10 protein-coding genes are annotated in these 13,443 nt (G+C 67.6%); 8 read left to right on the forward strand and 2 right to left on the reverse strand.

Going from position 1 to position 13,443, the window contains the following annotated elements:
• A complete protein-coding gene (locus IGS67_RS01420; protein WP_192277107.1) occupies window positions 1–597 on the reverse strand; it encodes a gluconokinase in 597 nt (198 codons plus the stop codon).
• Window positions 594–1,187, reverse strand: coding sequence for a DUF488 domain-containing protein (locus IGS67_RS01425; RefSeq protein WP_192277109.1), 594 nt, complete (start codon window positions 1,185–1,187; stop codon window positions 594–596). Before IGS67_RS01425 ends, IGS67_RS01420 begins: the two co-directional genes overlap by 4 nt.
• A gap of 103 nt (window positions 1,188–1,290) precedes the next feature.
• Between IGS67_RS01425 and IGS67_RS01430 the strand changes: the two genes are divergently transcribed.
• The 8 genes from IGS67_RS01430 to IGS67_RS01465 all read left to right on the forward strand — a co-directional run bounded on the left by IGS67_RS01430 (window position 1,291) and on the right by IGS67_RS01465 (window position 13,387).
• Entirely contained in the window at window positions 1,291–2,754 is a 1,464-nt protein-coding gene (locus IGS67_RS01430; protein WP_192277111.1) for an NCS2 family permease, read from the forward strand.
• A 103-nt stretch (window positions 2,755–2,857) separates the two neighbouring features.
• On the forward strand, window positions 2,858–4,054 hold the full coding sequence (manA, locus tag IGS67_RS01435) for a mannose-6-phosphate isomerase, class I (protein ID WP_192277113.1): 1,197 nt from the start codon (window positions 2,858–2,860) through the stop codon (window positions 4,052–4,054).
• Window positions 4,055–4,087: 33 nt separating this feature from the next.
• Window positions 4,088–5,221, forward strand: a complete 1,134-nt coding sequence (locus IGS67_RS01440) for an LCP family protein (protein WP_192277115.1) — start codon at window positions 4,088–4,090, stop codon at window positions 5,219–5,221.
• A 74-nt stretch (window positions 5,222–5,295) separates the two neighbouring features.
• Window positions 5,296–5,745, forward strand: coding sequence for a MarR family winged helix-turn-helix transcriptional regulator (locus IGS67_RS01445; RefSeq protein ID WP_192277117.1), 450 nt, complete (start codon window positions 5,296–5,298; stop codon window positions 5,743–5,745).
• A complete protein-coding gene (locus IGS67_RS01450; protein ID WP_192277119.1) occupies window positions 5,742–7,079 on the forward strand; it encodes an MFS transporter in 1,338 nt (445 codons plus the stop codon). Before IGS67_RS01445 ends, IGS67_RS01450 begins: the two co-directional genes overlap by 4 nt.
• 1,472 nt (window positions 7,080–8,551) lie before the next feature.
• Entirely contained in the window at window positions 8,552–11,503 is a 2,952-nt protein-coding gene (locus tag IGS67_RS01455) for a glycosyltransferase (protein ID WP_192277121.1), read from the forward strand.
• Between the two features lie 67 nt (window positions 11,504–11,570).
• Window positions 11,571–12,323 carry an FkbM family methyltransferase gene (locus tag IGS67_RS01460; protein ID WP_192277124.1) on the forward strand — a complete coding sequence of 251 codons (753 nt, stop codon included), beginning with the start codon at window positions 11,571–11,573 and terminating at the stop codon, window positions 12,321–12,323.
• Window positions 12,324–12,361: 38 nt separating this feature from the next.
• Window positions 12,362–13,387, forward strand: a complete 1,026-nt coding sequence (locus IGS67_RS01465; RefSeq protein WP_192277126.1) for a glycosyltransferase domain-containing protein — start codon at window positions 12,362–12,364, stop codon at window positions 13,385–13,387.
• The last annotated feature ends 56 nt before the right edge of the window (window positions 13,388–13,443 follow it).

Here is a 13,443-nt window from a genome sequence, read left to right on the forward strand (position 1 = left end):
TCAGGGCCTGGCGCGGCCGTTCGCGCCGGTCTCCGTCACCTGGGCGAGCCCAGAGGCCTGAGCGATCGCGGGCGCTGACCCGTGGTCGCGCCACCATGTGGCTGCCGCGTCGGCGAGCTCGTCGGGCGTCGCGGTGACGTCGAGGACCGTTCCGGGTTCGTCGTCGGCGAGGCTCTCGAGGGTCGCGAGCTGGGTGCCGAGCAGGGACGCGGGCATGAAGTGGTCGGTTCGGGCGCCGATCCGTGCGGCGAGGAGCTCGGGGGTGCCGTCGAGGTGGACGACGACGGTTCCGGGGGCGCCAGCGCGCAGACGGTCGCGGTAGGAGCGGCGGAGGGCGGAGCAGGCGACGACGACGCCGTCGGGGGCGGCGGCGATCGCGGCGGCGACCGTGTCGAGCCAGGGTGCGCGGTCGTCGTCGGTGAGCTGGATGCCGGCGCTCATGCGGGCGACGTTCGCGGCGGGGTGGAGGTCGTCGGCGTCGACGTAGGGGACGCCGAGGCGTGCGGCGAGGAGCGTCGCGACGGTGGACTTGCCGCAGCCGGAGACGCCCATGACGACGATCCGCGGGGGCGGGGTGTCGGAGGTGCTGTGGGTCATGGGTGGGGTGTCTCCTCGGTGGTGCTGGTGGCGTTGTCGCTGTCGGGCGCGGGGTACGTGAGGGTGCCGTCGGGGTGGAGGACCGCGCCGGCGGAGAGCTCGGCGGGACGGGTCTGGCCGGGCGCCATGAGGTGGACGACGGGCTCGCCGCGCGCGAGGAGCTGGTCGGCGATGAGTCTGCGGTGGCAGCGCCACCAGACGGCCTCGGCGCACATGAGGGCGACAGTGCGTCCGTGGGCGGCGGCCGTGTCGCGCAGCTCGCGGAGCTCGGCGAGCGCCGCGCGGAAGTCGGCGGAGAGGGTCCAGTCGGCGTAGTTGTGGAAGCTGCGGTGCTCCCACCAGCCGTTGGTCGTGGGTGGGACGTCGCGCTGGACGGGGCGACGGCCGGTGAGAGCCGGGAGCCGGCGGAGGTCGATGCCGCGCTGGGCGAGGGCGTCGCGGAGCGGGTCTTCGTCGAAGTGGGGGTAACGGGCGGAGCCGGGGAGCCTGCGGACGTCGACGACGATGCCGACCTCGGCGTCGTCGAGGAGGTCGAGGAACTCCTCGAGCGTGCGCGTGGAGTGGCCGACGGTGAGCACGGGCGTGGTCATGGCACCTCCGGGATCGACTGTCAGGCTATCGCGGGGTTGCGAACGCGTCCGGGTCCTGAGAAGTTCCCGCATGAAGTTGCGTTCCCGTGGGAATATGCGGGTCATGACTTCCTCCCCCTCCACGGTCGCGCCCACCAGCGCGATCGACCGCTTCTTCAAGATCACCGAGCGCGGCTCGACGATCGGTGCGGAGATTCGCGGCGGCCTCGTGACCTTCGCCGCGATGGCCTACATCATCGCCCTCAACCCGCTCATCATCGGCACGGCCCAGGACGGCACCGGCAAGTTCCTCGGCGGCAGCACCGACGCGCCGAACCTCGCGATGGTCGCCGCCGTCACGGCGCTCGCCGCGGGCGTGCTCTCGATCCTCATGGGGGTCGTCGCCAACTTCCCGATGGCGCTCGCCGCAGGTCTCGGCCTCAACGCCGTCGTGGCTTTCCAGGTCGCTGCGCTGCCGGACATGACGTGGGCCGACGCGATGGGCATCGTCGTCCTCGAGGGTCTTGTCATCCTCGTGCTCGTCCTCACGGGCTTCCGCACCGCGGTGTTCCGTGCGGTGCCGCGCACGCTCAAGACGGCGATCTCGGTCGGCATCGGCCTCTTCATCACCCTCATCGGCCTCGTCAACGCGGGCTTCGTCCGCAAGGCGCCCGAGGGTGTCGCGCTCGAGCTCGGCCAGTTCGGCTCGCTGCAGACGTGGCCGGTGCTCGTCTTCGTCATCGGCCTCACGCTCGCGATCGTCCTCACGGTGCGGGGTGTCCGTGGTGCGATGCTCATCTCGATCGGTGTCGCGACCGTCGTCGCCGTCATCGTCGAGGCCGTTGCGAAGCTCGGCCCGGCGAAGGACAACCCCAAGGGTTGGAACCTCAACGTCCCTGCGCTCGACGGCTCGCCCGTCGCGGTGCCGGACTTCGGGCTGCTCGGCCAGTTCTCGCTCTTCGGTGCGATCGGCAAGATCGGGATCGTCGCGGTCGTCCTCCTCGTCTTCTCGCTGCTCCTCGCTGACTTCTTCGACACGATGGGCACGATGGTCGCGGTCGGCTCTGAGGCCAAGCTGCTCGACGCGGACGGCAACCCGCCGAAGTCGACGCAGATCCTCATCGTCGACTCGGTGGCCGCAGCTGTCGGTGGCATGGCGTCGGCGTCGTCGAACACGAGCTACGTCGAGTCGACGACGGGTGTCGCCGCAGGTGCCCGCACGGGCCTCGCGGCGGTCGTCACGGGCGTGTGCTTCCTGCTCTCGACGTTCCTCGCGCCGGTCGTGGCGCTCATCCCCAACGAGGCGGCCGCCCCGGCGCTCGTCATCGTCGGTTACCTCATGATGACGCAGGTCCTCGACATCGACTGGAAGTCCCCTGACATCGCGATCCCGGCGTTCCTTACGCTCGCGATCATGCCGTTCTCGTACTCCATCACGGCAGGCATCGGCGTGGGCTTCATCGCGCACGTCATCGTCAAGGCGGCGACGGGCAAGGTCCGCAAGGTGCACCCGCTCATGTGGGTCGCCTCGGTGATGTTCGTCGTGTATTTCACGCTCGTTCCCCTTCAGAACCTCCTGGGCCTGTGAGTCTTCGCTAGGCTCGGTCGGAACGATCGAACGGGGCCCCGGGCACGTGACGTGCCCGGGGCCCTGGCCGTCCCGCCGTGTTCCGGGACAAGACAGGAGCCCGATGCACCGCCTCACGAACCCGGTCAAGCACTACGACTGGGGATCGACGACCGCGATCCCGGCGTTCCTCGGCCGGCCGGCCGACGGACGCCCGGTGGCCGAGGTGTGGATGGGCGCGCACCCGTCGGCGCCGTCGAGCGTCAAGGGTCGTGGGCTCGACGAGCTGGTCCTCGACGACCCGTCCGGACTCCTCGGTGAGCGTGTGCTCGCGCGTTTCGGGCCGCGCCTGCCGTACCTCTTCAAGATTCTTGGTGCGTCGCGTCCGCTGTCGCTCCAGGTGCACCCGGACCTCGCGCAGGCTGCCGCGGGCTTCGCGCACGACGAGCTCTCGGGCCTGCCGGCCGGGGACCCGGAGCGCAGCTATCACGACGACCAGCACAAGCCGGAGATGCTCCTCGCTATCTCACGTTTCGAGGGGCTGTGCGGCTTCCGGCGCCCCCGGCAGGTGCTCGAGTTGCTCGAGCCGCTCGAGGGCGAACTTGTCGACACGATCCGGTGCGCGCTGCGGGACACGCCGACGTCCGACGGCATGCGGGCGGCGTTCGAGGCGGTGCTCCATGCGCGCGGCCGAATCAGCGCCGCTGACATCGAGGTGACGGTCAGGGGGTGCGAGCAGCAGCTTGCGCAGGGCTTCGGCTCGCAGCAGGCGTACGGCACGGTCGCGGCCCTCGCCCACTGGTACCCGGGAGACCCGGGTGCGGTGGCGTCGCTCCTGCTCAACAGGTTCACGCTCGAGCCGGGGGAGACGGTGTTCGTCGGTGCGGGTGTCGTCCACGCGTACCTCGCGGGGCTCGGCCTCGAGGTCATGGCGAGCTCGGACAACGTGCTGCGGGCGGGGCTCACGCGCAAGAAGATCGACGTCGACGAGCTGCTGCGGATCGTCGACTACACGGACCTCACGCCGGTGCGGCCGGCGGTCGTCCCTGGCGAGGAGGGCCGGCCTGCGGTCGTGCGCGCCCCTGCCGACGAGTTCGCGCTCGCGCTCGTCGAGCCGACGCGTACGGAGCGCGGCCGGGCGACGTACCTCACGCAGGACGGGCCCCGCATCGTCCTGTGCACGGAGGGCACGCTCGCGCTCCGGACCGCGGAGGGTTCGGAGGTCGCGCTCACCCAGGGGGAGTCGGTGTTCGTGCCGCACGCCTCGGGTCGTATCGAGGCGCGGGGTGAGGGCCGGGCGGTCATGGTCTTCGTTCCCTGACTCACCCTGCCTGCGTCCTCTACCGTGAGTGGCATGGGGAGACGGGGGTCGCGCGACGCGACGGAGCAGCCGGTCGGGAACGTCCTCGGCGGTGCGGACGAGGGCAACGACGACGGGGAGGTGCGTGAGCGGCGCGCAGGCAGGCGTGCGCTCGTCGGCGCGCTCGCGGCGCTCGGCGGGCTCGTGCTCGTCGTGGTGCTCGCGCTCGGTGGCGGTGCCCTGTGGCTCGACTCGCGGGTCGAGCGGTTCGGTGACCCGTTCACGGCGATCCCGGAGGAGGGGCGCCCGACGCGTCCGGCGCCGGTCGTCGCCGCGGACCGTGAGCCGCTGAACTTCCTCGTGCTCGGCTCGGACTCGCGGATCTCGGCGGGCGACCCGTCGCAGTGGGAGGCGGGCGCGCAGCGCACGGACGCCATCATGCTCGTGCACCTCGACGGTGACCGGGAGCATGCGAGCGTCATGTCGATCCCGCGTGACTCGTGGGTGGACGTCCCGGGGCGGGGCATGGCGAAGATCAACGCGTCGTACTCGTACGGCGGGCCTGCGCTTCTCGTGCAGACGGTCGAGCAGCTCACGGGGGTGCGGATCGACCATGTGGCGATCGCGGACTTCGACTCGTTCACGGAGCTCACGGACGCGCTCGGTGGTGTCGAGATCACGGTGGGGCAGGACGTCTACGAGTACGGCGCTCCCGACAGGCTCGTCGTCGGCACGGGCACGCACGTGCTCGACGGCAAGCAGGCGCTCGCGTACGCGCGGCAGCGCTACGGCCTGCCGGGCGGTGACTTCGACCGGGTGAAGCGGCAGCAGAACTGGGCGCGCGCGATCCTCACGAAGGCGGTCTCGCAGGGGACGCTCACGGATCCGGCGAAGGCGACGCGGTTCGTCCGGGTGGTGTCGGGCGCGGTCGCGGTGGACGACGGTCTGGGGCTCACAGATCTTGTCGGGCTCGCGACGGAGCTCAAGGGCCTGCGGGCTGGGGACGTCGCGTTCCTCACGGCGCCCGTCCTGGGGACGGGCTGGAGCCCGGACGGCACGCAGTCGATCGTCAACCTTGATCTGGAGCTGTTCGCGCCGCTCGCGGAGGCGATCGCGACGGACGACGTCACGCGGTACCTCGCGGAGGACCCCGACGCTCCGGAGCTGCTCGGCAAGGACGTGCGCTGAGCGTGTGGTGAACCGGTGTGACGTGTGTCCCGACCCCTGTCGTTAACTGAGGTAATGAACTAAGGTAATGACCTGTGGGACAGGACGACATCTGCGCACCGGGCACGTCCCGGACGGCACTCAGCACCGAGCTCACCTCCGCCGTCAACCGGCTTCAGCGCAGGCTGCGGTCGCAGCGCGGTGACGTCGAGATCGGTGAGGGGCAGATCGCCGTCCTCATGACGCTCAAGCACCACGGGGCCATGTCGCCGGGTGCGCTCGCGGACCACGAGCGCGTCTCCGCGCCCGCGATGACCCGGTCGGTCAACGCGCTCACGGAGCTCGGGCTCGTCACGAAGCTCGAGCACCCGACGGATCGTCGTCAGGTGCTCGTCGAGCTCACCGAGCGCGGTACGACAGAGGTCGGCACGGTGCGACGTCGTCGCGACCAGTGGCTGTCGAAGCAGCTGAGGTCCCTCACCCCCGACGAGCGCGCCACGCTCGCCGCCGCTACGGAACTGATGACACGGATCGCTCACGGATGACCCAGACCTTCGCCTCGCTTCGCTTCTTCAACTACCGGGTGTGGTTCGCCGCCGCACTCGTCGCCAACATCGGCACGTGGATGCAGCGTGTCGCACAGGACTGGCTCGTCCTCACCGAGCTCTCGGACAACTCGGGCGTGGCCGTCGGCATCGTCACGGCCCTGCAGTTCGTGCCGGCGCTCCTCTTCTCCCCGTATGCGGGTGTCATCGCCGACCGGGTCGACAACCGCAAGCTCCTCATGTGGACGCAGTCGCTCCAGGGCGTCCTCGCCGTGCTCCTCGGTGGTCTCGTCATCTCGGGCCGTGCCGAGCTGTGGCACGTGTACGTGCTCGCGTTCGCGCTCGGCAGCGTCTCGGCGTTCGACGGCCCCGCCCGCATGACGTTTGTCGCGGCGATGGTCCCGCAGGACTCGCTCGCCAATGCCGTCGGCCTCAACTCGGCGTCCTTCAACGCCGCGCGCCTCATCGGTCCGGGCCTCGCGGGCCTGCTCATCGCTGCCGTCGGCTCCGGGTGGGCGTTCGTCCTCAACGGCGTCTCGTTCGCGGCCGTCATCGTGGCGATGTCGTTCATGCGCACGTCCGAGCTGCGGCCGCTGCCTCGCGCCGACCGTTCCAAGGGCGGCCTGCGTCAGATGCGTGAGGGCGTCGGGTACATCCGCCGGCGCACCGACATCCTCGTCATCATGGCCGTCGCCGGCGTCGTCTCGGCGCTCGGCCTCAACTTCCAGCTGACGAGCGCGCTCATGGCGACGGCTGAGTTCGGCAAGGGCGCGGGCGAGTACGGCATCCTCGGTTCCGTCCTCGCGATCGGCTCGCTCACCGGCGCCCTGCTCGCTGCCCGGCGCAAGCGTCCACGCGTGCGCCTCGTCATCGGTGCAGCCTTCGCGTTCGGCGTGACGAGCGGCGTCATGGCACTCATGCCGACCTTCTGGTCGTACGCCGCCGCTTCGATCCTCGTGGGCCTGTGCTCGCTCACGATGCTCACCGCCGCGAACACGACGCTGCAGATGAGCGTCGACCCCGCGATGCGCGGCCGCGTCATGTCGATCTACCAGATGGTGCTTCTCGGTTCGACGCCCATCGGCTCACCCCTCGTCGGCTGGATCGGCGAGCACTGGGGCGCACGCTGGTCGATCGGCGTCGGCTCGATCGCTGCCGTGCTCATCGCCGTCGCGGCAGCCTGGTGGACCAAGCGCCGCTGGGAGTACGACGTCCGATACTCGCTCACCGAGCGCCCGCACCTCCAGGTGCGCTACCACGCTCCCGTGACCCGCGGGGCGGTCCGTGAAGGCCTGCGGACGGGCGAGGCGGGGGAGAGGGCTGCGGCGGCGTAGCGGCCCGAGAAATGACGGTGGCCGGTCACCCCGTGAGGGGGTGACCGGCCACCGTGCGTCGGGTGTCAGCGCTTGCCTGAGGCGATGAGCTCGCGGAGGAAGGCGGTCTGCGCGGCGACGTCGTCGAGGCCTGTCATGGATGCCGCGTGCCGCGATCCTTGCGGCGATCGCACGCGCGAGCGGGTCACCTCCGGGCGGGGCCAGACGACGGTCGCCGTGGGTGTCGTACATGAGCGGGTCGGAGAACTCCGCGGTCCAGCGGACCGAGGGTAGCCGCAGCTTGTACTGCATGGCGAGGAAGTGCGATGCCGGTATCACCGCGCGGCTGTGGGCCCGGCGGTACGGGCCGCGTGAGCGCTCGAACCTCCTGATCTCCGCGTCGCCCCGGGCGACGAAGCCTGCGACGACCGGCCAGTCCTTGAGGGGATTCTTCTTGCCCTTGATGCGCGCGACTCGGGTGACCCGAGGGCCTGCGATCTTCAGCGTGCCGGAGTCTGGCTTCCGCTTGCCTGGCGGCTCGTTGGCGATAACGGCGACGTCGCGGGGCCAGTCGCGCAGGCGCTTGGCCATAACGATGCCTGCGGTCTCGTTGGCGGGCGGGAAGAGGAACGGGATGACGAGGTCGCGGTCGGACGGGACCCTGAGCCTCGTGCCCAGCTTCCGGGCACGGTGGGCGAGGGCCCGCTTGAGACGCGTCGGGGTGAGGCGTGTCGTTGAGGTGCTCACGTGGGTCGCTGCTCCGTTCGGCCTGCTGCGTCGGGCTCGGGAAACCGGTGCGGACGGGAGGAGGCGAAACCGCTCGTCGTGAGCAGCATGGTGGGCGAAGCGCCGCTGGGGCTACGACGTGCGCTGCGCGTTCACGCAGCGGCCGCACCTGTAGATGCAGTACCACGAGCCCGTGACGCGTGAAGACGTGCGCAACGGGCTGCGCCCGATCGACGACAGGCAGCAGTCAGCGGTGGCGGAGGCCGCTGCGGTCCTGTTGGCGCGGCGGGAGTGCACAGACCGCCATCGTGACCGTGGTAAACGGCGCGCGACACGGGTGCCCTGTATCCTCGGTCAGTGAATGGGTGGGTGGCGCTGGGCGACGAAGTGATCGTTCGATGTGTGGCTCGCACAAACCGAGGCACTAGTAGATGGGGACGAACAGCGTCGTGCGGAGAGAGATTCGAAAGCGCCTGGGTCGAGCGATTCGAGCCATTCCAGGCGGTTCGCGGATGATCGGCACGGTTCGCCGTGCGTCTCGTCGCTGGCGCAAGGCACCCGCGCCTCAAGTCCCGAAGCCCCTGACGGCAAAGCAGGTCATTGCTAGGGACGCGCGAACCCTCAGCTCTACAGGGCTCTTCGACGCGGAGTTCTACGCTGCGCAGTCTGGCGTCGAATTTGCGTCGGAGGCCGCTGCTGCCCGTCACTTTATCCGAGTTGGGGCACGGCGTGGTGCCTCAATTCACCCGCTCGTAAGCACCGGGTGGATGCAACGCACCCTCGCCGCTCACCTCGTGGAAGGCCGGACTTCGAAGTTTGTCTCTGGCATCAAGAGCCAAGGCGCGCTGAAGTTTGCATGGAGCCCGCTCTTCGACCCGCGGGTGGATCTCAGAGACTGGACGGAGGCGAACTGTTCGTACGAGGGCCATCCTCCGCTCGAAGAGGGCGCGGTGTGTGAGTTGCATGCCTATGACGCGCCGTCGCGAGTTCTAGCGCTTGAGGAGTCGGACCTCCTTCCCGTCGATCCGAAGCTCGGAAGCATTCGCATCACGTGGGGCGAGGCACGCTCCAGACTGCTCGCCGCCGCCCGAGAGACTGCGGTCGCACGGCCTCGCAATTCGCGAAGGGTCACGGAGGAATGGGACGAGGAGGCGGAGCAGGCCTGGCTCGCAAGTATCTCCGATCTGCCAGAGCCCGAGGGCGACGGGCCGCTCATCTCGGTCGTGATGCCGGTCTGGAACCGACCGGCGCAGGTTGTTGAAGCGATTCGATCAGTCCAAGCACAGAGCTTCAGTCGCTGGGAGCTCGTCGTCGTCGACGACGGATCGACTGACAACACTATCGAGGCTGTGCGTGCTGAAACGCTGACGGACCCGAGAGTTCGGCTGATCGAGGCCGAGCACGGGGGCGTGTGCCGCGCGCGGAACCACGGGCTCGAGAGTGTGAGCACTCGCTACGTCGCGTTCCTCGACTCCGATAACTCGTGGCGTCCGAACTATCTCGAGACCATGGTGCGGGCGATGCTGCACCAGGGGCTCCGCGCTGCGTACTCAGCACTGCGCGTCGACGGGGGTGTCGATGAACCTTCGCTCTACCGTGCCTACGTGGGGGGCCTGGAGGACCTCAAGTCTCTCAACCACATCGATCTCAACGTCTTTGTCGTAGAAACGGATCTCGCACGGCAGGCCGGAGGCTTTGACCCTGCAATCCGCCGGTGGAACGATCACGACTTCGCGCTCAGGGTCGCCGACATCGTGGTGCCAGTACTCCTGCCCTTCATCGGGTGCGACTATGACCACGATGAAGATGGAGATCGAATCACGACTCGTGAGTCCAGCAACTGGCAGTTTGCGGTGCTGGACAAAGCCTGGACCGGATGGGATCGGGTCCGCGAAACCGTTGCCGATCGAACGGCAGGTCGGACGTCTGTTGTCATCCCGACATATAATGATTCGTCGATGACGCTCGCGTGCGTGCGGTCGCTTGTCGAGCACCGGAGTCCCGAAGATGACCTTGAGGTCGTGGTCGTTGACAATGGATCCTCGCTCCGCATCGCCAACGACCTCAGGGCGGCTCTGCTCCCCTATCCGGACGTGAAGGTGGTCAGACTTCCTCGCAATCTCAACTTCGCGACGGGCTCCAACTACGGATTTGCGCGATCGTCGGGCGAGTTCGTGCTGTTCCTCAACAATGATACAGTTGTGCGTCCGGGCTGGCTTCGTCCATTGCTAGAGGAGATTCGAAAGCCAGCGGTTGCGGGAGTCCAGCCGCTGCTGGTGTACCCCGACGACCTGATCCAGGCGTGCGGGACTGTCTTCCCCGCTCGCGACGGGCTCCCAGTTCATCTGATGCAGGGACATCCAAAGGAGGACGCCGCGCGGGTGGCGGGGCTCAAGTTCCGCGCCGTCACGGCAGCCGCGCTGCTGATGCGAGCCACAGATGTCGCAAGGCTCAAGGGCTTTGACGCACTCTATGCGAATGGGCAGGAGGACGTGGACCTCTGCCTGCGGGCCGCTGACGGCCAGGGGAGCTATTTCAGCGTTGTGCCGACGTCAGTTGTCGAGCACCACGAGAGCAAGACTCCCGGTCGGGGAACGCACATCCTGGAGAATCGAAAGATCTTCCTCAAGCGATGGAGGGGGAATCTGCCGGGACCCGAGCATGATCTCTATGAGGCCGTCGGACTCCGAATTGATCGCTATGGTTCGTCGAGTCCTCCGCTTGCGCACCCGATTCCCGTGGTCGTCAGGGTCCGAGCCGATGAGTCCTCTGATGGGACGGCCGCGGGATCTGCATCACTGCGATGGTCCGTCAAGAATCCCGCGAACGCGGGCCCGCGTGGCGATGTGTGGGGCGACACGCACTTCATCGCCGCGCTCGCTGGCGGGCTTGAGAAGCATGGGCAGGAGGTCGTGACGTACCGCCACGGAACCCACGGTGCGCCCGCGACGTCGTTCGATGACGTCAACCTCGTGATCCGCGGACTTGACCGCGGATACGCTCAGCCGGGGAAGGTCAACATCCTCTGGGTGATCAGCCATCCAGATGATGTGACTGTTGACGAAGTGTCGGAGTTCGATCTCGTCTATGCCGCGTCGCACCGTTGGGCGCGCGACATGTCCGAGCGTTCGGGCCGCGAGGTCAAGGTTCTTCTGCAGGCCACGGATGTCTCGCGGTTCGCGTTCCCGGACGCGCTTCCGCAGATCGAGCGTGACGTGATCTTCGTTGGACAGGCTCGTCGGTTCGAGCCCCGACGCGTCGTCATGGACGCCATCGAGGCGGGCATCGACGTGGCGGTGTGGGGACCTCGCTGGGAGATGCACCTGCCGGAGCGTCACGTCATGGGCAGCTACCTTCCCAATGAGGAGCTGGCCGCCGCTTACGCGTCCGCTGGCGTTGTGCTGAACGATCACTGGGAGGACATGGCCTCCGAGGGTTTCATCTCGAACAGGCTCTTCGATATCGTTGCGAGCGGCGGGCGTGCGGTGAGCGACTACGTCGAGGGCATCGACGAGGTCTTTGGGGGATCCGTCCGGATCTACTCCTCGGTGGAAGAGCTGCGGGAGCTCTGTGATCCCGCTCGTCTCGATGAGCACTTCCCCGACTTCGAGTCAGCGCGGAAGAACGCCGAGCTCATGGCAGAGCGGCATTCCTTTGACGCGCGGGCGGCCACGCTGGTCGGGGATGTCGCGGAGTTCATCAAAGGGAATGCGGTGTGAACGGCGGTTGATGGGCGAGGTTGGGAAAGGCGGCGCGGTGAACGCTTCGAGTGACTCCACTAGTGTCGTGAACCACTTGGGTCGCACGCTTCACGTCTCGCTGCTCGATAGCCGCGGCCTACAGCTCGTCGAAGCGGCTGGCGACCTGAACCCGCTCTCGCTGAGGCTCTGGAATCTCCTTGTGGGACGGCGCGACTGGGACCTGGTGGTCGATGTCGGTGCCAACTACGGAGAGATGCTGCTTGGCGCAGCGTTTCCGCCCGGGGCGAGGGCGGTCGCGTTCGAACCGCTCCCCGAGGTGAATCGACTGCTTCGGCGTTCGATCGCGGAGTCCGGCCTTGACGTTGAAGTCGCGGAGCTCGCGGTCTCGGACTTCGAGGGCGACGTCGCACTGATGCGCGATGTCAGTTGGTCTGGTAAGTCCTCTCTGAAGCGCGCTTCGTCGGCGACCGAGGTGGAGAGGGTCGACGTCAAGGCGACCACGCTGTCGGCCTACTTCCGGGACGCGTCCGTGCGCTCGGCCTGCGTCAAGATCGATGTCGAAGGGGCGGAGGCGGAGGTGCTGGCCGGTGCCAGGGAGTTTGTCGACTCCGTCGACGAGATTGCACTCATGGTCGAGGTGCTTCACATGAGCAATGAAGAGATCGCGCAGTTGGCGCAGGAGTGGCAAGTCTTCGCGTTCGATTCTCGGTACGGTCGCCTGGTTCGTGTGTTGGGTACGCCACGCGCCGTCATAGCGATCGTCAGAAGCAACTGGTGCTACAGGCAGGACGTTGTTCTTGTCCCAAAGGGCAGGCCTCTGCCCTGGCGGCCGCAGTAGAGAGCGAGGCTGTTATGAGACGAGTTGTATATTCCGCGTTGCTGGGGCGTTATGAGGAACTCCTCGAGCAGCCAGTGGCTCACGAGAGCAACGTTGATTTCATCATGTTGACGGATCGCCCGGGGCTGACGAGCGACACTTGGGATGTGCGCGTTATTGAGCCCGAGCTGTTGGGCGACAGCATCAGGTCGGCCCGGGCTCTCAAGATTCTTGGACACGAAGAGCTGGCGGAGTACGACGAGTCGCTGTGGATCGATAATCGAGTGCTTCTCAAGGTGGACCCGAGCGTCATTCTTGACGACTGGCTCTCCAATGCAGACATTGGCATGCCGCTACACAGTTTCAGGGACTCGGTCTTCTCCGAGTTTGAAGCAGTGCTCGACGCCGAGCTCGATGATCCTGGCCGTGTGTACGGACAGCTGGCGCACTATCTCCGACAGATCGAGTCGGCGCTTGACGAGCAGCCGCTGTGGACTGCCCTGATAGCGCGTCGCCATAGTCGAGATGTGGCGCGGTTCGGACGATGCTGGCTCACGCACGTCATGCGGTACTCCCGAAGGGACCAGCTTTCGGTGAACGAGGCCGCCCGTCGTACCGGCATGCTGATGAGGCGAGTTCCGCTTGATAATCGAGCGTCGGATCTCCACCGATGGTTGACCCGGGACGTCGTTGGGAGGCCTGCGCGAAACGGGCTTGCACGCCCGCTCGAGGAGCTTCGGCCGCTCTCGCTCGAACTTCGGTCGGTCGAGGCGAGGCTTCAGTCTGTCGAGGCAGAGCTTCATTCGGTCGAGGCAGAGCTTCATTCGGTCGAGGCGGAACGGGACGCTGCTCTCGTGAAGGCCACCGAGCTCGCTGGTGAGGTCGAGGCGCACGTGTGCGGATCGGCTCCTGCTACCCCGAAGCCTGAGGCTGATGCCGGACTCGTCGCGAGGTTGCATGAGGCGGAAGCGATCGTTCTTGGTCTGTGTGCAGCGATCAGCACACGCGAAGGAGCGTTGTCCCGAGCCCTGGCCGAACTGGACGAACTCCGATCCGCGCGCCAGCCCGGCACCGACGGCGCGTAGCTGAAGTGCCTGGTGCGAAGGTTGCGCTCATGGGTCGCTTCTGCAGTTCGGGTCCC

The sequence above is a fragment of the Flavimobilis rhizosphaerae genome (assembly GCF_014852685.1).
Lineage (GTDB): Bacteria > Actinomycetota > Actinomycetes > Actinomycetales > Cellulomonadaceae > Flavimobilis > Flavimobilis rhizosphaerae.